The 25361-nt window shown below is 62.2% G+C and carries 19 protein-coding genes; 16 read left to right on the top strand and 3 right to left on the bottom strand.

Annotated features, from left to right (window positions below; translation table 11 throughout):
* Positions 1-25: 25 nt before the first annotated feature.
* Together ACEXP3_RS14435 and ACEXP3_RS14430 are read left to right on the top strand one after the other, a co-directional pair.
* The gene (locus ACEXP3_RS14435; protein WP_377297916.1) at positions 26-3229 is read left to right on the top strand and encodes an autotransporter domain-containing protein; all 3204 of its coding nucleotides are present in this window, start codon (positions 26-28) and stop codon (positions 3227-3229) included.
* A gap of 157 nt (positions 3230-3386) precedes the next feature.
* On the top strand, positions 3387-4151 hold the full coding sequence (locus ACEXP3_RS14430) for a DeoR/GlpR family DNA-binding transcription regulator (protein WP_210104870.1): 765 nt from the start codon (positions 3387-3389) through the stop codon (positions 4149-4151).
* A 15-nt stretch (positions 4152-4166) separates the two neighbouring features.
* On the opposite strand, the gene ACEXP3_RS14425 is transcribed toward ACEXP3_RS14430, so the two are convergent.
* Entirely contained in the window at positions 4167-4772 is a 606-nt protein-coding gene (locus ACEXP3_RS14425; protein ID WP_377297915.1) for a class I SAM-dependent methyltransferase, read from the bottom strand.
* A 140-nt stretch (positions 4773-4912) separates the two neighbouring features.
* On the bottom strand, positions 4913-5518 hold the full coding sequence (locus tag ACEXP3_RS14420) for a class I SAM-dependent methyltransferase (protein ID WP_377297914.1): 606 nt from the start codon (positions 5516-5518) through the stop codon (positions 4913-4915).
* Between the two features lie 166 nt (positions 5519-5684).
* Here ACEXP3_RS14420 and uvrB point away from each other — a divergent pair, with 166 nt between their 5' ends.
* The 4 genes from uvrB (at position 5685) to ACEXP3_RS14400 (ending at position 12448) form a co-directional block, all read left to right on the top strand.
* Positions 5685-8846, top strand: a complete 3162-nt coding sequence (gene uvrB, locus ACEXP3_RS14415; protein WP_377297913.1) for an excinuclease ABC subunit UvrB — start codon at positions 5685-5687, stop codon at positions 8844-8846.
* Positions 8847-9277: 431 nt separating this feature from the next.
* A complete protein-coding gene (locus ACEXP3_RS14410) occupies positions 9278-10771 on the top strand; it encodes a TIR domain-containing anti-phage reverse transcriptase (protein ID WP_377297912.1) in 1494 nt (497 codons plus the stop codon).
* Between the two features lie 150 nt (positions 10772-10921).
* Positions 10922-11122 carry a hypothetical protein gene (locus ACEXP3_RS14405; RefSeq protein ID WP_377297911.1) on the top strand — a complete coding sequence of 67 codons (201 nt, stop codon included), beginning with the start codon at positions 10922-10924 and terminating at the stop codon, positions 11120-11122.
* Positions 11123-12040: 918 nt separating this feature from the next.
* Complete coding sequence (locus ACEXP3_RS14400; RefSeq protein ID WP_377297910.1) at positions 12041-12448, top strand: hypothetical protein; 408 nt, start codon at positions 12041-12043, stop codon at positions 12446-12448.
* On the opposite strand, the gene dusA is transcribed toward ACEXP3_RS14400, so the two are convergent.
* Entirely contained in the window at positions 12449-13513 is a 1065-nt protein-coding gene (dusA, locus tag ACEXP3_RS14395; protein ID WP_377297909.1) for a tRNA dihydrouridine(20/20a) synthase DusA, read from the bottom strand.
* Between the two features lie 683 nt (positions 13514-14196).
* On the opposite strand from dusA, the gene ACEXP3_RS14390 reads away from it, so the two are divergent.
* The 10 genes from ACEXP3_RS14390 (at position 14197) to ACEXP3_RS14345 (ending at position 25340) form a co-directional block, all read left to right on the top strand.
* Entirely contained in the window at positions 14197-15849 is a 1653-nt protein-coding gene (locus ACEXP3_RS14390; RefSeq protein WP_377297908.1) for an ABC transporter substrate-binding protein, read from the top strand.
* Positions 15850-15886: 37 nt separating this feature from the next.
* Positions 15887-16897, top strand: coding sequence for an ABC transporter permease (locus tag ACEXP3_RS14385; RefSeq protein WP_377297907.1), 1011 nt, complete (start codon positions 15887-15889; stop codon positions 16895-16897).
* Positions 16894-17742, top strand: a complete 849-nt coding sequence (locus tag ACEXP3_RS14380) for an ABC transporter permease (protein WP_377297906.1) — start codon at positions 16894-16896, stop codon at positions 17740-17742. The genes ACEXP3_RS14385 and ACEXP3_RS14380 overlap by 4 nt, the downstream gene beginning before the upstream one ends.
* Entirely contained in the window at positions 17721-19433 is a 1713-nt protein-coding gene (locus ACEXP3_RS14375) for a dipeptide ABC transporter ATP-binding protein (RefSeq protein WP_377297905.1), read from the top strand. The genes ACEXP3_RS14380 and ACEXP3_RS14375 overlap by 22 nt, the downstream gene beginning before the upstream one ends.
* Positions 19430-20521, top strand: coding sequence for an LLM class flavin-dependent oxidoreductase (locus ACEXP3_RS14370; RefSeq protein ID WP_377297904.1), 1092 nt, complete (start codon positions 19430-19432; stop codon positions 20519-20521). Before ACEXP3_RS14375 ends, ACEXP3_RS14370 begins: the two co-directional genes overlap by 4 nt.
* A gap of 154 nt (positions 20522-20675) precedes the next feature.
* Positions 20676-21779 carry an LLM class flavin-dependent oxidoreductase gene (locus tag ACEXP3_RS14365; protein ID WP_377297903.1) on the top strand — a complete coding sequence of 368 codons (1104 nt, stop codon included), beginning with the start codon at positions 20676-20678 and terminating at the stop codon, positions 21777-21779.
* Positions 21780-21887: 108 nt separating this feature from the next.
* On the top strand, positions 21888-23060 hold the full coding sequence (locus ACEXP3_RS14360) for an acyl-CoA dehydrogenase family protein (RefSeq protein ID WP_377297902.1): 1173 nt from the start codon (positions 21888-21890) through the stop codon (positions 23058-23060).
* 50 nt (positions 23061-23110) lie between these two features.
* On the top strand, positions 23111-24085 hold the full coding sequence (locus ACEXP3_RS14355; protein WP_377297901.1) for a ketopantoate reductase family protein: 975 nt from the start codon (positions 23111-23113) through the stop codon (positions 24083-24085).
* A 74-nt stretch (positions 24086-24159) separates the two neighbouring features.
* A complete protein-coding gene (locus tag ACEXP3_RS14350) occupies positions 24160-24741 on the top strand; it encodes a TetR/AcrR family transcriptional regulator (RefSeq protein WP_377297900.1) in 582 nt (193 codons plus the stop codon).
* Positions 24738-25340: a 2-hydroxychromene-2-carboxylate isomerase gene (locus ACEXP3_RS14345; protein WP_377297899.1), complete on the top strand. Its 603-nt coding sequence runs from the start codon at positions 24738-24740 to the stop codon at positions 25338-25340. The genes ACEXP3_RS14350 and ACEXP3_RS14345 overlap by 4 nt, the downstream gene beginning before the upstream one ends.
* Positions 25341-25361: the final 21 nt, after the last annotated feature.

The following is a 25361-nucleotide window of genomic DNA, read 5'->3' as shown; positions in this document are numbered from 1 at the left end:
ATATAGCCGGTTTGGGGACTAGCAAGTGTCACAAAAATTACATTTAAATTCACACCAGCGGGCCGGCGTTTCGCGTCTCGCCATTGCGCTCTGCTGCGCCAGTGTTTGCGGTCTTGCCGGCCCGGCGCTGGCCGAGGACGGCACGTTTCGCCTGCTGACCTTCAACACCTGGAACGAGCGGTTTCGCAGCGATCTGTCGCAGATCTCCAACTTCCTCGCCAACGGCAACTACGACATCATCGCCTGGCAGGAACTTCGCTCCAACAGCCCTTATGCGGCGCAGGCACCGCAGGTGCTGCAGAATGCCGGTCTCGGCACCTATACGAGCACGCAGACCGGCGATACCGGCCTCACCTCGCGTCTCACCGGCACGGCCGGCGGCGTTAACGGCAGCGGCAGCCAGGGCAACCGCTTCAGCTACATCACGCTCGATGCCCAGAACATGCTGCCGCAGACGACGGTCGCCTCCGTCCACCTCGATTATTCCGACGAAGCGACCAACCGCATCCAGGAAGCCAAGAAGATCGTCGACTGGGCAAAGACCGTCGATGGCCCGCTGGTCGTCACCGGCGATTTCAATGCGGCAGACGTCTCCGAACGCGGCCTCAACCACGTCGATCAGCAGAAGCTGCTGCTGCGCGATTACCTGCAGTCCGGAAATAGCTTCTACTATCAGCTTCTCACGCAGTATGCCGTCGACCGCACGCAGCTCGATGCCTTCATCGCGGCCAACAGCGGCAAGAACCTGTCCAACACGGATATTCCGGATACGATGTTCGTTCCGGAAACCTATGCGGTGGCCGGCAATACGCCGCAGACGATGAACATCCTGAAGAAGCAGTTCATGCTGCTGCAGAATCCCGACGAGCGCGAGCAGTTTGCGCCGCACGACCTGCTCGACGGCAGCACCACCTGGCCGAGCGCCGGCGAGGACGCGACCAATACCTGGGCCAGCTGGGACCGCGGCAAGATCGACCATTTCCTCGTCTCGCGCCCCTTCGGCAAGTGGTGGCAGCTGGCCGACGATCCGAACAATCCCTATCTCGGCGTGATCGACCAGGTCGGCTATGCCAATAACGGCACGACGCCGCTTACCGACCACGAGGTGTCCGCCCATGACATCAAGTGGGTCGGCCCGGCCATCCAGAAATATGCAGTGGGCCAGGGCGCTGCCGATCAGAGCCGCCTCGTCTGGGGTTCGGAAGCCGCCGTCTTCAACGAGAAGGACAAGGTCTTCTATCTCACGCGCAACAACATGCGCACCGATGTCTATCTCGGCCAGATCGCCGACGACAACGGCATGCCGATCCTGACCAACCTGACGCTCGACGAAAAGAAGACGCTGCTCGACTGCGCCAGCAAGGATCCGCGCTTCCAGCAGGCGATTGCCGAATACTGCATCGACGATCACAGCTTCATCGACGAGACGCTGATCAAGGATGGCGGCACGGTGATTGTGGATGAGGATGCAGCCCTTGGCGGGTCCCAGGCCAAGCTTCGCCTTGCCGATGGCCGCCTGCGCATCGCCGGCACCGGCATGACGTCGCTTGACCGCGATGTGGTGCTGGAAGGCACGGGTGGCGCGCTCGACATTCAGTCCGCCGGCAATTCCGTCACCATGGCCCGCACCATTTCCGGCACCGGCGCACTCACCAAGGAAGGCCTCGGCCGCCTCAACCTCACGGGCACCAACACCTACACCGGCGAAACGCGGGTGGCCGCCGGCACGCTGTCGGTCAACGGGTCGATTGCCAGCTCGTCGCTCACCACGGTTCTCGATGGCGGCACGCTCGGCGGCACCGGCACGGTCGGCAACCTGCGGATCGCCAGCGGCGGCACGCTGGCGCCGGGCAATTCCATCGGCACGCTGAACGTCAACGGCAATGTCACCTTCGAACAGGGCTCGACCTACCGTGTTGAAGTGGATCAGGCCGGCAATACTGATCGCCTGGTTGCCACCGGCGCAATCACGCTGAACAACAGCGCGCTGTTCTTCGTCCCGACCAACACCAACTACCTGCCGCAGACCGATTACACCATCTTCTCGGCGGCCGGCGGCATCACCGGCACATTCGGTTCGGTTGGCTCCAGTGCGGCCTTCCTCAACCCCTATCTCACCTATTCGGCGAGCAGCATCAGCATGAAGCTGGTGCGCAACGACGTGGACTTCGCCGATGTCGCCACCAGTGCCAATGGTCGCGCCGTCGCCGCCGTCATCGACGCGCTCGGCTCGGCGGATCCGGTGTTCGATGCCATCCTGCCGCTGCAAGCCTCTTCCGCGGATCAGGCCTTCCGTCAGCTTTCGGGCGAATTCTACGCCTCGATGGCCGGCGCCTTTGCCGAGCAGAGCCAGTTCGGTCGGGATGCGGTATCGACCCGCCTTCGCGCCACCGCTCCGGGCTTTACCGATGGCGTCTGGCAACCGTGGATGCAGGCCTATGGTGCGCATGGCCGCACTGATGGCGATGGCATCGCAGCCCTCAACCGCAACAGCGGCGGCGTCTTCTTCGGCAGCGATACCGGCGTGGACGAGACGACCCGGCTCGGCGTGATGGGCGGCTACGGTTACTCGCACCTGTCGAGCAAGGGCTATAGCGCAACCGCCGATGCCGACAGCGGTCTCATCGGCCTCTACGGCACGACCGTGCTGCAGGGCCTGCGCCTCAGCTATGGCTCGTCGGTCGCCTTCGGCCAGGCGGATGTCGATCGCACGGTCGCCTTCGGCAGCTTCTCCAACGCGCTGCGGTCGTCGGTCGATGTGACGACGGCGCAGGTCTTCGGGGAAGCGGCCTATGCGATGAAGCTGGAGCAGGCCACCATCGAGCCCTTTGCTGGCCTTGCCCATGTGCGTGTCCGCACCGGCTCCTTCAGCGAAAGCGGCGGCACGGCAGCTTTGTCCGGCGGCGCATCGGACTACGATGCGACCTTCGTCAGCCTCGGCCTTCGCGCCTCCACCGAGATCCAGCTCGGCGAGAAGTCGGCCCGCCTCTCTGGGGAAGCCGGCTGGCGCCATGCCTTCGGCGATACACCGGATGCCACGCTCGCCTTCAACCGCGGCGCGGCCTTCTCCGTCGAAGGCGCCGGCGTCAATCGCGACCGGGCCCTCGTCAAGGCGGGTATCGATGTCAGCCTTCAGGACAACACCTCGCTGTCGCTCGATTATGTCGGAGGTTTCTCCTCCGAAGGTGGCACCCATGGCGTGAATGCCGGCCTGAAGGTCAAGTTCTGATCCCTCCTATCAGCCAGTCACCAGCGCAGGGCGGAGCAATCCGCCCTGTTTGTTGTGTGATGTCGCCGTCCCTGCCATTGCCCGGCGGTGGACGACGGGCTAACTTTTTTGAAAAAGCTGCACGCCCAGATGCGGCAATACCCACAAGGGGCAAGGAATGGATAAGAAGACCCGGCGACAGTCGGAACTCCTGCGTCAGCTGGAGCAGGTCCGCTATATTTCGCTGGAGGACATCGGGCGGCATTTCAACGTCACCACCCAGACGGCGCGCCGGGACGTCCAGGAGCTGGAGTTGCTGGGCAAGGTGCGCCGCCTGCATGGCGGGGTGACGCTGGCCCAGCCCATCGATCCGGTGGTGCTGCGCGCCCGGCGCGTGGAAAATGCCGATGCCAAGGAGCGGATCGGGCTTGCGGTGGCGCGCCGCATTGCAAACGGCTCGGCCGTGTTCATCGACACGGGCACCACCTGCGAGGCGATTGCCCAGGCGCTGCTCGGCCATACGGGACTGCGCGTCGTCACCTATTCGCTGCGTGTCGCGACCCTCCTGAGCGAGGGCGCGAATTTTACCGTGGCGGTGCCGGGCGGTTTCGTGCGCCCCGTCGATGCGGGTGTCTTTCGCGCCGAAACGCCGGAATTTATCGGTCGCTTCAAGTTCGACCTCGCGGTCATCTCCGTCAGCGGTATCGATTCGGCCGGCGACATCGGCGATGACGACCATTCGGAAGTCGCTGCCGTGCAGGCCGCCATGCGCCAGTCCGAGCGCATCCTGCTCGCCGTAGACAACAGCAAGTTCGGCCGGAGGGCACTGGTCAAGCTTGCCCATGTCGGCGACGTGCACGAACTGGTCTGTGACGGCGAACCCGACAAGGGGCTGCGCGCCCAGCTCGACCAGGCCGGCGTGCGGGTCACGGTTGCGCCCTGACGCGCCCTTGATCCGTCAAAGACGCTTCAAGCAATAGGAAAAATGCGCGTCCGGCTCGACGGTCATGAATTCGAACTGCCAGTCGAACTCGACGCAGAAGCGGTTGACCGCCTGCACGACGCCATAGACCACCGGCTTCAGCACATTGCCGGTGCAGAAATCATGGCCGCAGATGCGCCCGTCCGGCTTCACCTTGGCATTGCACAGCACCAGTTCGTTCCAGGTGTTCAGGTAGGAATGGTCGGTGTCGATATAGACCCAGTCGAAGGTCGCATCGGCAAAGCTGGGCAGCATGTCCGTCGAGCCGCCGACATGCAGTTTCACGCGCTCTGCCGCGATCTCGTCGGCAAAGGCGGAGCGCACGGTCTCATAGCCTTCGTTGTAGCGGCTGAGATCCCAGGCATCGATGAGATGCAGCTGGCGCGGCTTGTTCTGCGCCATGATTTCGCGCGTATAATCGCCGAAGGCAACCCCGATCTCGGCCGCCACGCCGCCATGCGGCAGGCGGTTCAGAAGCTCGGTGCGGTTGGGCAGCAGCCGGCAGTTTTCCGTATGATGCAGCGACAGCATGGTGCGCGGCATGCTCTGCTTGAGGGCCAGCCGTTTTTCGGGGGACAACATGTGCGATCAGCCTCCAGAGCAGCGGACGGGTCCTGTCGCCCGGGCTGGAACGCGGACCGCCTGCCGCCGTCTGTAGAGCAAGCGGCGCCGAAGGCCAACGCCTTTATGGCCGCACGAAGTGTTGATGACGCGCCAGGCGCTCAGAGACGGCGCAGGCAGAAGGAAAAATGCCCGTGCGATTCCATCGTCAGGTATTCGAACTGCCAGCCCGCATCCTGGCAGAACTTCGTCACCGCCTCGACGACGCCATAGACCACCGGCGTGATGATGTTTCCCGTGCAGAAATCATGGCCGCAGATGCGCCCGTCCTTCTTCACCTTGTGATGGCTGAGCACCAGTTCCTCCCAGGTGGTGTGGAAGGTGTGGTTGGTGTCGATATAGACCCAGTCGAAGAACTGGTCGGGAAACTCCTTGAGCTTCACCGTCGACAAGCCCTGATGGATCTGCAGCTGGCCCTTGTCGATGCGCGGCGCGAATTTGTCGCGGATCTGCTCGAGCCCGATGCGGTAACGGTCGGTGTCCCAGGCGTCGATCAGATGCAGCTGGGCCGGATGGTTGAGGCTCAAAATCTCGGCGGTGAAATCGCCATAGGCGGCGCCGATCTCGGCCGCCACGCCACCGCGCGGCAGACGCTGCAGCAATTCGCTGCGATTGGGCAGCAAGCGGCAGTTTTCCGTGTGGTGCAGCCCGAGCGTGGTCTGCGGCATGCTTTCCTTCAGGCGCTGGCGCTGCTCGACCGTATCCATGAAGACGTCCCTTTCCAGGAGGCGCCGGCCCGGCGCCCGTTGATTTCGAATGTGCGGATATGGTCACACGCATCTTGCGCCAGGATGACCTCGCGCGCGGCATTCCGTTCCCAATTTGTTTCGCTCCACTCTTCCCTTTCGCCGCCAACGCCTCCATATTCCGGCCATGTCAAAAGCTCCGAAAAAATCCGCCGCCCAGAGTTTTGATCCGGGCAAGACCTCCCGCCCGGCAACTGCCTCCGGTTTCGAGGAAGCGCCCCAGGCCGCCTTCGAGGGCGCGCCCCTCTCGGGCTCGGTCTCCGACTGGGTGAAGCAGCTGGAAGCCGAAGCGGAAGCCTCCGGCATCGAGACGCAGCGCGAGATCGCCTCCAAGGCCGGCAAGCACCGCAAGAAGATCGAGATCGCCGCCCGCGAGGCCGCAATCCGCGAGGCGAAAGAGGAAGCAGACAGAGCAAAGCGCAGCGGCCAGGCCGCCGCCGCCGGGCGTCCGGCGCTGCGTGCGGAGGCCAGCCCGAAGGGCGGTGCGGCCGTGAGCACCAACAAGAATACCACCGCCTCCAAAACCTCCCGTGGCGTCTCCATCGGCGCCTCCTCCGATCCGAAGACGCGCGCCGCCGCCGGCCTCAATCCCGTCGCCGGCATGGATCTTTCGCTGGAGGACGCGCAATCACTTGCCCCCGGCGCCGTCACCGCCACCGTCGATGCCCTGTCAAAACTGATCGAGAGCGGCAATCCGCTGTTCAAGGACGGCAAGATGTGGACGCCGCACCGTCCCTCGCGCCCGCAAAAATCCGAGGGCGGCATCCCCATCCGCATGGCCTCCGATTACGAGCCCGCCGGCGACCAGCCGACCGCCATCCGCGATCTCGTCGAAGGCATCAATTCCGGCGAGCGCTCCCAGGTCCTGCTCGGCGTCACCGGCTCGGGCAAGACCTTCACTATGGCAAAAGTCATCGAGGCGACGCAGCGCCCGGCCGTCATCCTGGCGCCGAACAAGACGCTCGCCGCCCAGCTCTATTCCGAGTTCAAGAACTTTTTCCCCGACAATGCGGTGGAATATTTCGTCTCCTACTACGATTATTACCAGCCGGAAGCCTATGTGCCGCGCTCCGACACCTTCATCGAGAAGGAAAGCTCGATCAACGAACAGATCGACCGCATGCGCCACGCCGCCACCCGCGCCATCCTGGAGCGTGACGACTGCATCATCATCGCGTCGGTCTCCTGCATCTACGGTATCGGCTCGGTGGAAACCTACACCGCCATGACCTTCCAGATGGAGCTGGGAGACCGCATCGACCAGCGCCAGCTTCTCGCCGATCTCGTGGCCCAGCAATACAAGCGCCGCGACATGGATTTCACCCGCGGCTCGTTCCGGGTGCGCGGCGATACGATCGAAATCTTTCCCGCCCACCTGGAAGATGCCGCCTGGCGCATCTCGCTGTTCGGCGACGAAATCGATGCGATCACCGAATTCGATCCGCTCACCGGCCAGAAGACCGGCGACCTGAAATCGGTCAAAATCTATGCCAATTCTCACTATGTCACCCCCCGCCCGACGCTGAACGGCGCCATCAAGGCGATCAAGGAAGAGCTGAAGCTGCGCCTCGCCGAGCTGGAAAAAGGCGGCCGCCTGCTCGAAGCCCAGCGTCTGGAACAGCGCACCCGCTACGATATCGAGATGATGGAGGCCACCGGCTCCTGCGCCGGCATCGAGAACTATTCGCGCTATCTCACCGGGCGGCGCCCCGGCGAGCCGCCGCCGACGCTGTTTGAATACATCCCCGACAACGCCCTGCTCTTCATCGATGAGAGCCACGTCTCCGTCTCGCAGATCGGCGGCATGTATCGCGGCGACTTCCGCCGCAAGGCCACCCTTGCCGAATACGGCTTTCGCCTTCCGTCCTGCATGGACAACCGTCCCCTGCGCTTCGAGGAATGGGATGCCATGCGCCCGCCAACCGTCGCCGTCTCCGCCACGCCCGGCAACTGGGAGATGGAACAGTCCGGCGGCGTCTTTGCCGAACAGGTCATCCGCCCCACGGGCCTCATCGATCCGCCGGTGGAAGTGCGCTCCGCCCGCACACAGGTGGACGATGTCTTGGGTGAAATCCGCGAGACCGCGCAAAAAGGCTATCGCACGCTCTGCACCGTGCTCACCAAGCGCATGGCCGAGGATCTGACAGAATATCTCCACGAGCAGGGTGTGCGCGTGCGCTACATGCACTCGGATATCGACACGCTGGAGCGCATCGAGATCATCCGCGATCTCCGCCTCGGCGCCTTCGACGTGCTCGTCGGCATCAACCTTTTGCGCGAAGGCCTCGACATTCCCGAATGCGGTTTCGTCGCCATTTTGGACGCCGACAAGGAAGGTTTTTTGCGCTCGGAAACGTCCCTTATCCAGACCATCGGGCGTGCGGCGCGAAACGTTGATGGCAAGGTCATCCTCTACGCCGACAAGATCACCGGATCCATGCAGCGCGCCATGGACGAAACGGCGCGGCGTCGCGAAAAGCAGATGGCCTACAATACCGAACACGGCATCACGCCGGAATCGGTGAAAGCCCGCATTTCCGACATTCTCGACAGCGTCTATGAGCGCGACCACGTCCGCGCCGACATTTCCGGCACCGGCCAGGGTGGCAAGGGCTTTGCCGATGGCGGCCACCTCGTCGGCAACAACCTGCAGAGCCACCTCAACGCGCTCGAAAAAAGCATGCGCGATGCGGCAGCCGACCTCGACTTCGAAAAAGCCGCTCGCCTGCGCGACGAAATCAAGCGCCTCAAAGCCGTCGAACTCGCCTCCATGGATGACCCCATGGCCCGGCAGGAGGCAACCCGCGCCGAAGGACCGCGAACAAGCGGAAAACCGGAGGGAAAAAGCAGGAACGGCGCCACCGAAGGCGACAGAAAGAACAAGGGTGCGGCGGACGCGACCGGCTCCCTCCCCCCCGTGGGGAGGTTTGGGGAGGGGTATTCCGCCCCGGCGGAGGACGGCAATGGCTCCTCCTATTTCGCCAAACCCAGCCTCGACGACATGGGCCCAGGCACCGACGCAACCAAACCTTTGTTCCGCAAGAACACGCTGGACGAAATGACCGTCGGCCGCACCGAAAAACCGGTAACCGGCAAACTCCCGGAAAAACCGTCCGACGCCTCCGCCAAACGCTTTTCACCCCTCCTCGAAGGCCAGCCCGACCGCGCCCCCAAGGACGGCCCCCGCCCCATCGTCCGCGGCAAAGTCGGCGCCGGCAGTTACGAAGATGCGGGCGACCAGAAACGCAAGTCGCGGACCAAGGGCAAAACGGGACGGCCGGGACGGTAACCGTATCTATGCATGATGATTGAGAACGGACGCCAATCCAGCCCAGTCAATTCTGTCTACGACTTACTGATCTATACGCGCGCAGATTGGCGCTTAGAATCCAGCAGCACTCGATGACTTGTGCAGGGTGTTACGACGGCGCTAGCAGCAGATCGGTGTGGGTGCTGTGGCGGATATAATTGGCAAAGACATCAGATATCTAACGCAAGATGTTAGCCAGAATCGTGTACGGCAATCCACGGTAATTCGTCGTGTTTTACTCTTGACAACGTTGCACAAACTTTTCAAGTGTCGGGAAAGCTTGACCCTCTAATTGGTGCCGGTGAATCCACGGCAACTCGCTATAACGTCTGTACACATGCGCGCGGGCCGGCGTGACCAAACACCGGCAAGCCAACGAAGGTAAAGATCGAGGGTCAAGCTTTCTTCCCATGTCCGTTTTCGATGATCCAATAACCAAACTGCGAATAGCTCACTCTGTACAAGACGTAGCGTTAGCGCTGAATCTTGATCCCGCCAAGCTTTTCTATGTCATTCAAAACAGTGAGAACGGAAGCTATTACAAGAAGTTCGAGATACCCAAAAAATCCGGCGGTGTCAGGCAAATTTCTCGACCTCTACGTGGATTAGCACTCGCACAAGACAGACTAGCAGCAGTGCTTGCAGCACACTACAAACCTAAGTCTTTTGTCAAAGGTTACATAAAGGGTGAATCGTTTCACACAAATGCCAAGTATCACGAGAGACAAAAATGGGTATTAAATCTAGATATAAAGGATTTTTTTCCATCAATAAACTTTGGCAGAGTTCGAGGATTATTTATCTCTCGGATGTTCGGGTTCAATGAGCGGGTTGCAACCATTCTCGCACGCATCGTTACATTCGAGAATGGGTTGCCGCAGGGTGCATCCACTTCGCCAATAATAGCAAATATAATCGCACACAACCTAGACAAGCAGTTAATCGTTCTCGCCGCGAAAGAAAGACTAAGATACACGCGATATGCCGACGACATTACATTTTCTTCATCTCAGAAAACCGTGCCTTCTGCCCTGATTAAATTATGGGAGCCCGAGAAGGGCGATCGAAAGATCACACTGAGTTCGGCGGTTTATGATGCATTTCGACAAAGCAATTTCGAGATAAATGAAGGCAAGATTAGGATCCAGTTTCCGTATGAACGGCAAGAAGTAACTGGCTTAATCGTTAACAAAAAAGCCAATGTCTGGAGAAGAGATATCTCCAACCTACGCATGAAGCTGCATGCAGCACGCAAGCATGGCGCGGAAAATGCTGCCAAATTATTCGTAGGGGAAAGCGCAAATGCTGAACAATTTTGGCAGCACATAACCGGATGGCTTGCTTACATCAGACAAATTCGAGGAAACGATGATCCAGTAGTTGCAAAGCTTTGCAAGCAAGCGATTCTTGCCGGGCTAAAGGGTACAAATTGGATAAGGAGATCTGCAGACATGGTTCGAGAGTTCGACGTTTTTCTTTCTCATGCGAGCGAAGACAAAGAAAAAGCTAGGAAGCTTAAAGATAAACTTGAGGAAAAAGAGGTAAGGGTTTTCTTCGACGAAAACAGCATTAGTTGGGGCGATTCCATCGTAGAAAAAATAAATAATGGATTGTTAAAATCGCTTTATTTTGCGCCGGTCTTATCTGAAACCTTTGCCAAAAAAGGCTGGACGAATAAGGAACTTAATTCGGCTATACAAAGCAATATTGGCCGCAAAGGTCGGATCTTGCCGATCGTTATGCCGGGCTTCTCTGTCGCTGAAAACTATCCGCTACTGAACGAGACACTTTATCGTAGCTGGCCAGCAGAGGAACATGAAGAAGGAGATTTCTTGGAAGAAATCAGCGACCAGATCCTGCTCAAAATCCATAAGTCGCACCAAGACAAGACGGACTTGGGCTGAACTCATCGTGATGGTAGTTCGACGTGGCTGTTGATTGGCGACTAGATCCGTTGTTTTGCATCACGGGCGCTTGATATTTTACATAGACTGGCGACAAATTCTGGACATTCAGTAACAAAATCAATCGAAGAGCGTTTTTCCTATGGCGGGGTGAATGTACTCGAACATGACGGCGAGAAGATCAACGCTTTCCGCACCTATTTCGATACGCGCCACCTGCCCTCGCCGTATGCCGGACGGGCGGACGTAGCGGAGGGACAAGGCAGCGCCACATCCTCCCCTGAAGACAGCGATCTCGACCGCGCCCAGCGGGAAGCCGCCGAACAGCGCGCCGCCGGCGGTTATGCCTAACACCATCGAGTAACGGTTTTGGCGCGCACACCATAAACCTCAGCACCCGCGGCTTTCCCCCCTCTGCCCTGCCGGGCATCTCCCCCACAGGTGTGGAGATTAGCCGGAAGCCATCGCCCTGCGTCCCCGAATTCATTGTCACCTGCCGCCCCCCTTCACGAGGGACGAACACGCGGACCCCACGGTGATCTCCCCACCTGTGGGGGAGATGGCCGGCAGGCCAGAGGGGGCTAACTCAGGTGCGACGCCCGATGCCCGGCCCTGATCACGTTCCACAAAAATATCCACCTACAGCAGATCCTCGGGTCGAGCCCGAGGATGACGACCGTTGGCGGCAGTTCCCCTCCAACAGACCCCAAGCGCGTCCCCGAAAATAAAAAAATCTCCCCTCACATTTTCCCCACCCCCTGCCCGTGCCCCTATAATGCCCCGGTCCCGCAGCGGATACACCGGCAGGCGTGCCGGCGATGCGGGGCCGGCGCTTGGCGGGAAGAGACGACGCAGGTCTTTCCGACAAGGGTTCGCGGAAATTGGTCTCCCTCCGGCGACATGGGGGAAATGGCGGGGCATCGGATGTCTTTAGCCGTTTCCCAGTCCAGCAAGCGCGCCGGGCGTGTCTGTGCGGCACACAGGGGAACCGCAGGCGGGCATCGGCCGCCCGTGATCCGTCCGGATCTTTCCCATCAGGGGAAAAGATTTCGGCGCGGGCGGCGGCAAGGGTGTTGGCCTTCGGTTCAGGCAGAGAGGCCCCAATCGCGAGCATAAACCGCCGAACGGGACGCTGAGAGGTGTCATTTATTTCAAACCTTATGCGGCAGCTCTCAGCGGCCCGACCGGTTTGATGATGTCCAAAAGTTTCACCACGGGCCGATGCGGCCGCGCGGGTTTTTGGCCTGCGCGAAAAACAGGGGAAGAACCATGACGGAGCAGCTTTTTACCCAGGAGACCTATCTTCGCCGGGTGGCCGAGGGGCTCGGCCACCCGCAGTTCTGTTGCAAGCTGCGGGCCTGCCGCCGTGCGGGCCGCTGCTGCGGCGCCATGATCGATGACGGGCTGCCCGTCTGCGTCGGCAGGAGCGTCACCTGCAACAAAACCTATTCCGATGGATTCGTCAGGCTGTGCTCAAGCATGTTCGCCGGTTTCGCCCAGCCCACGCTGCCCGCCGATTGGGCAAAGCACGCCGATCCCGATCAGATGGTGGCGGCCGCCGCCGTGATGCGCTCGCTTCTGCCGAACCGCTTCTGGCGCAGGCTTCACCGCTATCTGACAAAAATCACGACGGAGACGGGCGCGCAAACCAATGCAGAGATCAGCCCCCGGCCCTGATCAGGCACTCACGGCCATGTCGGCGCGCGCGGCACTGTCCGTCACCCGCGTCGGGCCGCCGGCAATATCCACGGCGGCAAAGGCCCGCGCGATCAGCTCCGGATCGATGCCGGGTTTTGTCGCTTCCGAGGAGAGGATCTGGCGATACCGCCGCGCCCCGGCAAACCCCTGGAACAGGCCCACCATATGGCGCGTCACATGGTTCAGCCGTCCGCCGGAGGCCATCACGCGCTCGGCATAGGCCATCATCGTCTCGCACAGCGCCTGCCAGTCGGGCGCCTGCCACGGCGCGCCGTGGATGCGGTGATCCACCTCGGCCAGAAGGCCGGCATTCTGGTAGGCGGCGCGGCCCAGCATCACGCCATCGACGTGATTCAGATGTTGAAGCGCTTGAGAGAGGTCCGCAATTCCACCGTTTATGCCGATGAAAAGATTAGGAAACTCGCGCTTCACCGCATGCACCAGATCATAATCGAGCGGCGGAATATCGCGGTTCTCCTTCGGCGAAAGCCCCTGCAGCCAGGCTTTTCGCGCATGGATCCACACCGCATCGGCGCCGGCATCCGCCATCTGCGCAACAAACGCCGGCAACACCTTTTCCGGCTGCTGGTCATCGACGCCAATGCGGCATTTCACCGTCACCGGCACGCTCGAGACGGCCTTCATCGCCGAAACACACTCCGCCACCAGATCCGGCGTCTTCATCAGGCAGGCGCCAAACGTGCCGCTCTGCACCCGGTCGGAGGGGCAGCCGACATTGAGATTGATCTCGTCATAGGCAAAATCGGCCGCGATCCGCACCGCCTCGACGAGCTTCTGCGGGTTCGACCCGCCAAGCTGCAGCACCACCGGATGCTCGGCCGCATCATGCCCGAGAAGCCGCTCACGCGGCCCATACAAAATCGCATCGGCCACCACCATTTCCGTATAAAGCACGGCCCGTTCGGACAGCTGCCGGTGAAAGAACCGGCAATGCCTGTCAGTCCAGTCGATCATCGGCGCAACGGCGAAGACGGGGGCCTTGGAAGGCTTGGTTTCCGCACGTTTTCCAGGCTCTTGCTGCATGTCTTTCTCCGTCTTGTTCATGCTTGTCCCGGACCAAATTCGGCGATGTCAGCAACGGATCCGGTCCATCGAACCCAGAGTGATCGCCGCCGGTCTCTACAGACCGTGGCCTTTTGCGCTCACGGTGCGCGGAAGCCCAAGGCCGGCAGCGTCACCGATCGGGCGTGTCTGCGCGTGACCCGGAACGGCGCCACATATCACGGAGCGGAGGCTTTTGACAGACGCCCGGCGGCCGTGGCGTGGATGAAGACACGCACGGGGTCGCGAACCGATGCGGGCTCACGGCTCGATGGCGATCTCACGGATGCGTTGAATGCCACTCTCGGAATGGGCGGGTCCCGGCTTTGCTGCGCGTCCGCCACGGCAGTCTCACCCTATTCCGATTTCATGGGCTAGCACGGCAAATCAAGGCTTCGCCCTAACGCGCCAAGATATTCTACAGAAACCATAGAAAAAGAATAACCAGTCTTTCTCTCCGGGCGACGGCATCGCTAGGCTCAGAGCATTGGTTCAACCCGGATTTGCCAGGAGGAAAACATGCCGAAAGCGCCGCGCTCGACCGTCGACCTCGCTCGATCCTGCAGCTGTTGCCCAGGTTGACGCACCGATTGAACGCAGCGCCGAGGCCGCAAGGGCATCGCGCATTCCTCCCTTGATCTGCCACTCGAAGACCAGGATTTCAAATGTCACACCTTGCACAGTTCGTTTCTCTCTCCCGCCGCCGCCTGCTGATCGCCGGCTCCGCGCTCGTTTTCGCCGGAGCGGTGACCTTCGCCGGCGTCAATCCGGCGCTGAGCGCGGAGGATCCGCGCAATGGCGGCGATATTGTCTTCCTGATCGACTCGCTCGGCGGGACGTGGATCCCTAACAACAGCGCGATCTCCAGCTTCCAGGGTCACGTCTGGGGGCATGTCACGGACAAGCTGATCTACGTTGACGCGGATGGCAAGGTGAGCCCGTGGCTTGCGGAGCGCTGGGAGCAGAACGCAGAGGCGACCGAGTTTACGCTGCATCTCAAGAAGGGCGTGACCTTCTCCGACGGGACGCCGCTGGATGCCGCTGCAGTCGTCGCCAATCTGGACATCTGGTATGCCGGGCGCAAGAACGAAGGCATCAACCCGATCGCCCTCTTCCCGAAGACCTATGATCGCGCCGAGGCCATCGACGCGCAGACGGTCAAGGTGACGTTCAAGAAGCCGACGCTCGGCTTCATCCCGACGCTTGGCTACCATGGCTCGATCCTGATTTCACCAAAGACGCTGGCCCAGCCGGCAACGCAACAGGCCGATCTCGGCAAGACCTCCGGCAGCGGGCCTTATGTGGTGGAATCCTGGAAGGAAGGCGATCACGTCACGCTGGTCAAGCGCAAGGACTATAACTGGGGGCCGTCCGCCGTCGGCCATACGGGACCGGGCTACCTCGACAGAATCACCTACAAGATCGTCAGCGAACCCTCGCTGCGGGTGTCCGCCGTCCAGTCCTCTCAGGCCGATGTCGCCTACAATGCTTCGCCCCAGGAACTGAAGTCCCTGAAGGATGAGGGTTTCACCATTGCGACGCCCCGCTATCTCGGCTTCGTCAATGGCTGGGCGATCAATACCAAGCTCGACCCCTACAACGACGTGAGGGTGCGCCAGGCCCTGCAGGCCGCGATCAACCGCCAGGAGATCATCGATACGGTCTATACCCCTGACTGGAAGCTGGCGACGTCCTTCATCCAGAGCAATGTGCCCGGCGCCACGGACCAGTCCGCTCTGCTGGCCTATGATCCGGCCAAGGCGGAAAAACTTCTGGACGAGGCGGGCTGGGTGAAGGGTGCGGATGGCGTGAGAGCGAAGAACGGCAAGCCGCTGACACTGACCCTTCATTCCAATCCGTATCTTGCCACCGCAAAGGCCATTGACGAACTGATCGCCCAGCAGCTCGGCAAGATCGGCTGGAAGGTGGACATCCGCGCCTTTGACGTCGTCACCTTCACGGACCGGGTGAAATATGGCGGGCCGACCGTGCCGGCCTATGAGGTGACGCGCAGCTTCATCGATGCCGGCACCATCGCGAGCATCCTGACCAATGCGAACAATGGCGAAAACTGGTTCAATCTGGACGACAGCGACAAGACGCTGAACGAGCTGCGCGACAAGATCGCTGGCGCCGCCTCAACCGACGTGCGCAATCCGCTGCTGAACGACTTGCAGAAATATGTGCTCGAACAGGGCTACTTCATTCCGCGCACGCAGATCGTGCAGCGCATCTATGTGCAGTCGCCGACGCTGAAGGGCGAAGTCTACAACGGCGTTGCCTATGCAAGCTACTACACGGCCTACAAGAGCGAATGACACCGGCTGTTGCGACAGAGCGTGAGGAGGAAGCGGCATGAACCGTTCCTATCTGGACTACGCGGCAAAGCGCATCGGCCAGGCGGTCATCGTGATCCTGCTGTCCTATGTGTTTACCTTCATCGTCGTCAGCGTCCTGCCCGGCGATCCGATCACCAACGTTCTGCGGGACCCGCAGAACGGCTTCTCCGAACAGGAGATCCAGCAGATCATCGCGGCGCAGGGCCTTGACCGGCCCGTGCTCGCGCAGCTGTGGGCTTCGCTCAGCCAGTTCCTGTCCGGAGATCTCGGCCTGTCGATGCGCTCCAACCGGCCGGTATCGACCCTCATCGCGGAGGTCTTGCCGTCGACGCTGGTTCTCGCAACCTCCGGGCTTGCCGTCGCCATCGTCCTGGCACTGGTCATTGGCTACGGAACGCAGTTCCTGCCTCGCCGCTATGGCCAGGGTCTGCTGAGGGGCTTTCCCTCCCTGTTCCTGTCCGTGCCGAATTTCGTCATCGGTCTCGTGCTGATCCATATCTTCGGGTTTCAGCTGGGGCTCTTCAGGGTCATCAATGCGGACAGCTTCTGGGCGACCTTCTTTGCGGCGGTGGCGCTCGGCATCCCGGTATCCGCCCAGATTGCCGAAGTGCTGATCGCCAATCTTGACCACGAAGCCCGGCAGGATTACGCAGCCGTCGCCAGGGGTCGGGGCATCTCCCAGTCCCGGTTGTTCTTCCGCCATCTCCTGAAACCCTCTGCGCTGCCTGTGGTCACGGTTGTCGCGCTCACCGTCGGCGAACTTCTGGGCGGGTCGCTGATCACCGAAACGGTCTATGGACGCACCGGGATCGGCAGCCTCGTGCAGCGATCGGTCACCACGCAGGACCTGCCGGTCATCCAAGCCGTGGTCTCGCTCGCAGCCGTCGCCTTCGTCGTGGTCAACCTCCTTGCCGATCTCGTCTATCCGCTGCTTGATCCGCGCGTAAAGCTGATCGGAACGGTGAAGCCGCGTCCGGCAACGGGCGATGACGCCTTCGATGACCGCATCGAAAGGATCCCCTCATGAGCGCCGTCCTTTCATCTCACCCGGTTGAGGAAACGGAGCGCGGGGGCCGCACGTCGCTTCGCATCCCGATCGGCGTCGCACTCTCCCTGGCAGTCATCATCCTCGTGATTGCCTGGTCCGTCGCACCCGGCCTGTTTACCAGCTACAGCCCGGTGGTCGGCGTCCCGGCACAGAAGCTGCTTGGCCCAAGCTTTGCGCACTGGTTCGGGACGGACCATCTGGGACGCGATGTCTATGCACGCATCGTCTATGGCACGTCGTCATCGGTCACCAGCGCCCTCATTGCCGTCGTCATCGGGGTCGTCATCGGCGGCCTGTTCGGTCTCCTCTCCGGTTTCCTGGGGGGCTGGACGGATATCGTTCTGGCGCGGCTGGTCGATATGCTGCTCGCCATTCCGAGCTTCCTGCTGGCGGTCATCATTGTCACCGCGCTCGGCTTCAACACCACCAATGCGGCCATTGCCACCGGCATCTCCGCCGTCGCGATCTTTGCCCGCGTCATGCGGTCGGAAGTGATCAAGACCCGGCAGGCCGTGTTCATCGAAGCCTCCTTCATTCTCGGTGGATCGCGCTGGTACATCCTCATCCGTCACATCCTGCCAAATGCCTCGCGCTCGGTTCTGCCACTTGCGGTGCTGCAGTTTGGCCTCTCCATCCTCGTCATCGCCGGACTTGCCTTTCTGGGCTACGGCGATCCGCCGCCCGCGTCCGACTGGGGCCTGCTGATCTCGATCGGCAAGGATTATCTGAAATGGCCCTGGCTGGTTTACGCCCCTGCGTTCGTCACAATCGTGACCGTCCTCTCCGTCAACAGGATCAGCCGATGGCTTCGCAAGACAAACTGACCCCGCGCCCGGACACCCTGTCCACTCTGCTTCCGCCGCCTCCGTTGCTCAAGGTGGATGGCTTGTCGGTTGCCTATGGTCGACGCACGGTCGTCAACGATGTGGGCTTCGATCTCGCCCGGGGCCGGAGCCTGGCCCTGATCGGCGAATCCGGCTCCGGCAAATCGACGATTGCCAAGGCCGTCCTGCGGCTGTTGCCGGACGGTGCCCATGCCGATGGCCGCATCGCCTTCAACGGGCAGGATACCCTCAAACAATCCGAACGGCATTTCCGGGCGCTGCGCGGCCGTGCCATCGGCTTTGTACCGCAGGATCCGGCCAATGCACTCAATCCGGTGCGCACCATCGGCGCGCAGGCGCAGGAGGCCGCCGCCCTCACCGACGAGCCGAACAAGGCCCTGCGCAAGGCGCTGATCCTCGACACCTTCGCCGAGGTCGGCCTCGACAATCCGGGCCGCGTATACGACTCCTATCCGCACCAGCTCTCGGGGGGCATGCTGCAGCGCGTGCTGATCGGACTTGCCGTGCTGCCGCGTCCGGCGCTTCTGGTGGCGGACGAGCCGACCTCAGCGCTCGACGTCACGATCCAGAAGCGCATCCTCGACCTCCTGTCGCGCCTGCAACACGATCTCGACATCAGCCTTCTCCTGATCACGCATGATCTGGCGATTGCCTCGGAACGGGCGGACAAGCTCGTCGTGCTGAAGGACGGCACGGTGCAGGAGGCCGGCAGGACGCAGGACGTCTTCTCCGCCCCCTCTTCCGCCTATGCCCGCAAGCTGCATGCGGATGTCCCGGCGCTCAATCCGGATCGCTATGCGGCGCTCAGGGACCCCGGCTTTCATCGCCTCGACGGACGGGAGGGCACGGCCACGAAGATTGCCGTCGAGGGCGTGAGCAAGACCTTCTCCGTCGATGGCAAGTCGCTGACGGCTGTCGACAGGATCAGCTTCTCGGTTGCCGCAGGCACCACCCACGCCCTGGTCGGCGAATCCGGCTCCGGCAAGACGACGACGATCCGGCTGCTTCTCGGCCTTGACGAGCCCGATGCCGGCCGCATCACCGTATCGGGGGAAACAATATCCGGCTCCGACCGGACGTCACAGCGCGCGGTGTGGCGCCATCTGCAGCTCGTCCACCAGAACCCGTTCACCTCGCTTGACCCGACCTGGTCGGTCGAACAGCTGGTGCGCGAACCGCTCGATCGCTACCGGATCGGCACGGTGGCTGAACGGCGCGCACAGGTGCGGGAGGCGCTCGCCAATGTCGGACTGGGCGACCACCTGCTGGACCGCAAGCCGGGCGCCTTGTCCGGCGGGCAGCGCCAGCGTGTCGCCATCGCGCGCACCCTCGTCCTGCGGCCGGATGTGATCGTGCTCGATGAGCCGACCTCTGCGCTCGATGTCAGCGTGCAGGCCGACATCGTCGAGGTCCTGCTGTCGCTGCAGGCCAATCTCGGCCTCACCTATGTGTTCGTCTCGCACGACCTCGCTCTGGTGCGACAGCTCGCCCACACCGTTTCGGTCATGCGCAAGGGCCGCATCGTCGAACACGGGTCCGTGACGGACATCTTCGACACCCCCCGCCAACCCTATACCAGGGCCCTCCTGGATTCGATCCCGGCCGGGGTTCACGCCTCACAGACCGCGACACACAAGGCAGCCAACCTGCGTCAGGAGATATTTGCATGACCCTCGCTTTGCAACAGACCGTCGCGGCTGCGCACTTTCGCCCGAAGACGCGGCTCGGCTTCAATACGCGCGTGTCGTTCAACGACATCGACGGACCGGCGAAGGGCCTGCGCGATGGCATTGCCCTCTATCAGGCCGCCGAAGCTTTCGGTTACCAGTCCGGCTGGTCCTATCAACGGCACTTCGACAACTATCTCTCTTCACCGCTGCCATTCTTTGCAGCCGTCGGACAGCACACAAGCCGCATCACGCTGGGCTCCGCGGTCATTCCGATGCGCTACCAGGATCCGATCCTGCTGGCGGAAGCCGCTAGCACGACCGATCTTCTCGTCGATGGCCGACTGGAACTTGCGATTTCAACCGGGGAGAACGCCGCCTTCGATGCCGTCTTCGGCGCCGTCGACACAGACTCGAGAACCGAGGCGAAACGTCGGCAGGCACGCTTCCTGTCCGCCGTCGCCGGCGACGTGCTCCACACGGTAAACGGTCCCGGCCAGGGCGCTCCGGAAGGAACGCAGCTGCGCGTGACGCCCCACAGCCCGACCCTGCGCAGCCGTATCCGGCAGGGCGTCGCAAGTGTGGCCTCTGCCATCCAGGCCGCCGAACTCGGCATTGGCCTCATCACCGGAACCGTGCAGCACGGCCATGCGGAGGGTGAAAGCTTCGGTGCCTACCAGGCCCGGATCATTGAGGCCTATCGCTCGGCCTGGCGGCGGATCTGGCAGAGCGAGTCGCCTGCGGTGGCCGTCGCTGCATCCATCCTTGTCGGCACGACCGCCGAACTGCGGGAAAAATACGCGGCCTATGATCTGGAGCGCCGCACGCTCGGGATCGCCGCTTCGCGGCCAAAGGGCGCGCTTGCGCCGGTGGCTCCGGGGCAGCTGCCTTCGGGCAGACAGATTTCCCCCGTGTTTCAAGGCACGCCAGACGAGGTGGCGGAAGCGGTTCTTTCCGATCCCGGTCTTGCGGCCGCCGATGAACTCGTCCTCTTCCTTCCGCCTGCCCATGGCCTGGACGAGAACCTGCGCGTGCTGCGCGATCTTGCCGAGACGGTGGCGCCGCACCTCGGCTGGACACCGGCCACTTGAGAAAAGCAGGACAGGCGCGGTCGTAGACCGCGCTGTCCAACAGGAACAATATTTTCCATTAATTCGATAGAATAGAAAGACCTGTCTTTCTCACAAATGTTCAGCCCCTTAGCCTGACCCTATCGCTCGGCAATCGGAATGGAGACCTCGTCAGATGCCCGTAGAATTTATCAGTGCAAGCTTCGCCAACGCCTCCAACGACCTGACCCCCATCCCGGATGCGCCGGTCGATCCGCTGTTCCTAGAGCGATATGCCCGCGCGCTCGACGATTACGGTTTCAACTACACGCTGATCCCCTATTCCTCGGCCTCCTTCGATCCGTTCACGCTCGGCGCGACGATCCTCGCACACACGAGGCAGATCAAGATCATCGTGGCGCTGCGTCCCAACACGGTCTACCCAACGGTGGCGGCGAAATCCCTGGCCACGCTCGACCAGTTGAGCGGCGGGCGCGTCGTCGTCCACTTCATCGCTGGCGGCAGCGACGAGGAACAGGCGCGGGAAGGCGATTTCCTCAACAAGGAACAACGCTATGAGCGCCAGGAAGAATATATCCGCATCCTGCGCCTCGCCTGGACGTCCACCGAACCCTTCGATTTCGAAGGCAAATACTACCAGTTCAAGCAGTTCCGTGCCGCAGTCCGCCCGACGAAGGGCCTGATCCCTATCTCGCTTGGCGGTTCCTCAGATGCCGCCTATCGCATCGGCGGCTCGCTTTGCGACATATTCGGCCTGTGGGGCGAGCCGCTGGCGGAAACCAAGCAGCAAATCGACCGCATCTATGACGAGGCGGCCAAGGCCGGCCGCAAGGATCGCCCGCGCATCTGGGTCACCTTCCGCCCGATCATCGCGGAAACGGATGAACTCGCCTGGGAAAAGGCACACCGTGTGCTCGACCGCCTGAACGAAACCCGCCAGAAGGGCCTGAGCCGCGCGCCTCTCTCGGCCGCTCCACCCGCCAATGTCGGTTCGCAGCGCCTGCTCGACATCGCCAAGCGCGGCGACGTGCATGACCGGGCGCTCTGGTATCCGACGGTCACGGCAACCAATGCCAGCGGCGCCACCACGGCCCTGGTCGGCTCGCCGCGCACCATCGCCGACTCGATCCTCGATTATGTGGATCTCGGCGCCGATCTCATCTCGATCCGCGGCTATGACAATTTCAACGATGCCGTCGATTATGGCCGCTACGTGCTGCCGCTGGTCCGCGAGGGACTTCGCGAGCGCGAGAACGCCAAGAACAAGGCCGCGGCCTGAGCCTTTGTTTCCGGCAGGAGGGACATCTGCCGGAAACCTTTTTCTCGATGCTTCCGATCCTCAAGGGGCGGCGGCAAACTTTCGGTCATTTTGAAAGGGCCTCTGCTGATGGTTCTCGATCCCCGCCAGCTCGACCAGATCGTCCGCGCCGTTGCAGACGCAGCGCCCGAGGTCGATCGCAGTGGTGCATTTCCCTGGGCCGGCATTCGTGCCGTTCACGCAGGCGGCCTCTTGGAAAGCACGGTGGCGAAACGCTATGGCGGCAACGGCGCCTCGCTTCTGGAGACCGCCCATCTCCTTGCGGCGCTCGGCCGTGGCGACCCGTCGGTCGCCCTGATCACCGCCATGACGCTCTTCAACCATCTGGCGCAGGCCTCCAGAAACCACTGGCCGGAAGACCTTTATCTCAGCCTGCTGGCTGAGGCGAAAGAGCGTCCGCTTCTCCTCAATGCAGCCCGCGTCGAACCGGAGCTTGGCTCGCCTGCTCGTGGCGGACTGCCCGCCACCCGGGCCCGCCGGACTGCAAGCGGCTGGTCGATCTCCGGCCGCAAGCGCTTCGTGACGGGTGCGCACGGGCTGACGCATTTCCTCGTCTGGGCCCATACCGACGAGGCGCCGACCCGTGTCGGCACCTTCGTGGTGCCGAACGGACTGCCCGGCATCCGCATCATCGAGAACTGGGACAGCCTCGGCATGCGCGCCAGCGGCTCTCACGACGTGGAATATGAGGACGTCGAAATTCCCCTGCAGAATGTGGTGGACCTGACGGGAACGGAGGTTGCCCAGCAGGACAATCGCGGCCACGCGGCCATGACATTGGCCCTGACCTCGCTCTATCTCGGGGTTGCCGAAGCGGCACAGGCGGCCTTCAGCCGTTTTGCCCATGAGCGCGTGCCCACCAATCTCGGCCACCCCATCGCACGCACGGAGCGGTTCGTGACGCTCTCCGGCGAGATCGATCTCCTGATCGGCGGTGCGCGGCAGCTCATCTTCGACGCCCTGTCGACAGGACAGGCCGATGCAGAACGTCTGGTCCGTGCACGCCTTCTGGCCGGGCGCCAATTGCGTGATGCCGTACAACTGGCTGTCCGCGGTCTGGGCAATCCCGGGCTCGGTGCCGAGCTGGGCCTTGAGCGGCATTTTCGCGATATCCAGGCCGTGCTTGTGCATGCGCCGCAGGAGGATACGTCGATTTCCATGCTCGGGCGTACGGCCTTCGATCGCTGGCAGCTTGACGAGCGAAATGCCTCTGTGGAACAGCCGGTTCTTCGCACAGCCTGAGCGCTTTTCCGTTTCACCGCCATCACCTCCTCCCGTCGAGACATGATCCCATGACACGCTACATCATCATCGGAGCCGGCGCTGTCGGCGCGAGCCTTGCTGCGGAATTCGAACAAAGAGGCATTGCCTATGCCCTTGTCGGTCGCGGACAACAGGCGGCCCATATCGCCACGCACGGGCTGACCTATCGCCGGCCGGCGGAAACCCGCACGGTGCGCCTGAACATTCACGACACGGCAAGCCCGCCAGACCTCGCGCCGGGCGATATCCTGCTGCTGACGGTCAAGTCGCAGGACGTGGAAGCGGCAACGGAGTTCTGGGCCTGGCAGCCTGTCGAAGGCGACGGCCTTGCGGCAGACCTGCCGCTGGTCACCTTTCAGAACGGCCTTGCCGCCGAAGACATCGCCCTTCGCCGCTTCGCGCACGTCTATGCCGCGAGCATTCTCATTCCGGCACGCTTCACGGTCACGGGCGAAGTCGTCGTCGGCAGCGAACCGCAGCTCGGCGTGGTGACCGTCGGGCGGTACCCCCATGGCCTTGATGATACGGCCCGCACCATTGCCGCGGATCTCACGGCTGCCAACTATCTGGTTGAGGCGCGGGCCGATATCCGGCGCTGGAAGGCCGCCAAGCTTGAGCATAATGTCACCAACGTCGTCGAGCTGTTTGCTGGAGATGCGGACGTGCGGACGACGGCTGTGGACGCGCTGGTCGCGGAGGCGCGCCGCGTTCTTCAGGCCGCCGGCCATGACCCCGCCGCCCGCTCCGAACGAACCGTCGACATTTCCGGATGGCGCATCGCCGAAGGCAGCGGCATCGAGCGGGGCCAGCAATCCACCTGGCAGAGTTTTACGCGGGGTGCCTCGAGCGAGGTCGATTATCTGAACGGCGAGATCGTCAGGCTGGGCCGGCTGCATGGTGTCGAGACGCCCCTCAATGCGGCCTTCCAGCGGGCCGCCGCCGAACTTGCGCGCGACGGACACAAACCGGGGACCCGTGACATTCGTGCGGTTGCCGCGTTCTGACATCGTCACCACGAGGCGAAAGGGCGGCCCCCTTCCGTTGAGAGCGCCGAGCGCGGAGCACCAGGACAGAGACAATGACCATTCCCATCCAGGACCAGATCCTCTCCACTGCAGGCGCCCTGTTTTACCGGGAAGGCATCCGTGCAGTCGGCATCGACCGGATCATCGAGGAGGCCCGCGTTGCCAAGGCGACGCTTTATCGACATTTCCCCTCCAAGGATCATCTTGTCGCCGCCTACCTCTTGCAACGGCATGAGCGGGTGGTCGCGTCTCTGGAGGATGTTCTTCGGACCGTCGAACGGCCGCGCGATCAGATCGATACGATCTTCCAGCGTCTCTTCGAAAAGGCGGAAAGTCCGGATTTTCGCGGTTGCGCCTTCGCGCTTGCGGTTGCCGAACATGGTGATTCCGAACGGGTCGTCTCGGTGGCGCGACGGCACAAAGGTACGATCCTCGACATCTTTGGTCGCATCACCTCCAGCGCAGGCATTCCTTCGGATGAGACCGGCCTCAGCCTGGCATCCCGTCATCTCGCCCTTCTCTACGAAGGCGCACTGGCCACGATTGCCGTCAACCGGGACCCGCAAGCCGCACTCACTGCCCGCGATTGCGCCCTTGCACTTTTTGATACTCTTTATGGAACGGCACGCCTATGACACAGGTCATCGACTACTTCTTCGGCATCGGCTCGCCCTGGGCCTATATCGGCTTTGACGCCTTTCTCGAGGTCGCCGCCCGCCATAAGGCCACGGTGCAGCCTCACCTCATCCCGCTGATCGAGGAAAACGGCGCGATCTATTCCCGCAATCGGCCCGAGGCGCGGCGCGCCTACTGGCTGCGCGATCTCAGGCGCTGGGCCTCTCTTCGCAACAAGCCGCTGGCCCTCGACAACCGTGCCGGTCTTTCGGATCCGACCTCCGCGGGTCGGCTGGTCGTCGCCGCGCAGATCGACGGCCTCGACTGGATCGCCCTCACCCGAGCCCTCCAAACGGCGCTCTGGGGACGGGCAGACAATATCGGCGCGCCCGATGTCCGCGCAGCCATCGTCTCGAAGGCCGGCTTCGACGCGCAGCGGCTGGAGGCCCGCGCCGGCGACGCCGATATTCAAGCAGTTCTGGATGCCAATTTCCTGCGCGCAAAGCAGGCCGGCGTCTTCGGAATTCCGACTTTCCGGTACGAGGACGAACTGTACTGGGGGCAGGACAGCCTGCCATTCCTCGAGCGCCACCTTGCCGGCGAACGTCTGGTCGCCTGATTTTTCCTCCCGCTTGACGAG

This window comes from Neorhizobium fuzhouense (assembly GCF_042611105.1).
GTDB lineage: Bacteria > Pseudomonadota > Alphaproteobacteria > Rhizobiales > Rhizobiaceae > Neorhizobium > Neorhizobium galegae_A.
Note: the sequence above shows the minus strand (reverse complement) of the source record. Positions and strands in the feature narration are given on the sequence as shown.

Excerpts from the sequence above, each read along its gene's own strand:
- ACEXP3_RS14430 (WP_210104870.1), top strand. The coding sequence starts at position 3,387 with ATGGATAAGAAGACCCGGCGACAGTCGGAACTCCTGCGTCAGCTGGAG.
- ACEXP3_RS14425 (WP_377297915.1), bottom strand. The coding sequence starts at position 4,772 with ATGTTGTCCCCCGAAAAACGGCTGGCCCTCAAGCAGAGCATGCCGCGC.
- ACEXP3_RS14420 (WP_377297914.1), bottom strand. The coding sequence starts at position 5,518 with ATGGATACGGTCGAGCAGCGCCAGCGCCTGAAGGAAAGCATGCCGCAG.
- uvrB (WP_377297913.1), top strand. The coding sequence starts at position 5,685 with ATGTCAAAAGCTCCGAAAAAATCCGCCGCCCAGAGTTTTGATCCGGGC.
- ACEXP3_RS14410 (WP_377297912.1), top strand. The coding sequence starts at position 9,278 with ATGTCCGTTTTCGATGATCCAATAACCAAACTGCGAATAGCTCACTCT.
- ACEXP3_RS14400 (WP_377297910.1), top strand. The coding sequence starts at position 12,041 with ATGACGGAGCAGCTTTTTACCCAGGAGACCTATCTTCGCCGGGTGGCC.
- dusA (WP_377297909.1), bottom strand. The coding sequence starts at position 13,513 with ATGCAGCAAGAGCCTGGAAAACGTGCGGAAACCAAGCCTTCCAAGGCC.
- ACEXP3_RS14390 (WP_377297908.1), top strand. The coding sequence starts at position 14,197 with ATGTCACACCTTGCACAGTTCGTTTCTCTCTCCCGCCGCCGCCTGCTG.
- ACEXP3_RS14385 (WP_377297907.1), top strand. The coding sequence starts at position 15,887 with ATGAACCGTTCCTATCTGGACTACGCGGCAAAGCGCATCGGCCAGGCG.
- ACEXP3_RS14380 (WP_377297906.1), top strand. The coding sequence starts at position 16,894 with ATGAGCGCCGTCCTTTCATCTCACCCGGTTGAGGAAACGGAGCGCGGG.
- ACEXP3_RS14375 (WP_377297905.1), top strand. The coding sequence starts at position 17,721 with ATGGCTTCGCAAGACAAACTGACCCCGCGCCCGGACACCCTGTCCACT.
- ACEXP3_RS14370 (WP_377297904.1), top strand. The coding sequence starts at position 19,430 with ATGACCCTCGCTTTGCAACAGACCGTCGCGGCTGCGCACTTTCGCCCG.
- ACEXP3_RS14365 (WP_377297903.1), top strand. The coding sequence starts at position 20,676 with ATGCCCGTAGAATTTATCAGTGCAAGCTTCGCCAACGCCTCCAACGAC.
- ACEXP3_RS14360 (WP_377297902.1), top strand. The coding sequence starts at position 21,888 with ATGGTTCTCGATCCCCGCCAGCTCGACCAGATCGTCCGCGCCGTTGCA.
- ACEXP3_RS14355 (WP_377297901.1), top strand. The coding sequence starts at position 23,111 with ATGACACGCTACATCATCATCGGAGCCGGCGCTGTCGGCGCGAGCCTT.
- ACEXP3_RS14350 (WP_377297900.1), top strand. The coding sequence starts at position 24,160 with ATGACCATTCCCATCCAGGACCAGATCCTCTCCACTGCAGGCGCCCTG.
- ACEXP3_RS14345 (WP_377297899.1), top strand. The coding sequence starts at position 24,738 with ATGACACAGGTCATCGACTACTTCTTCGGCATCGGCTCGCCCTGGGCC.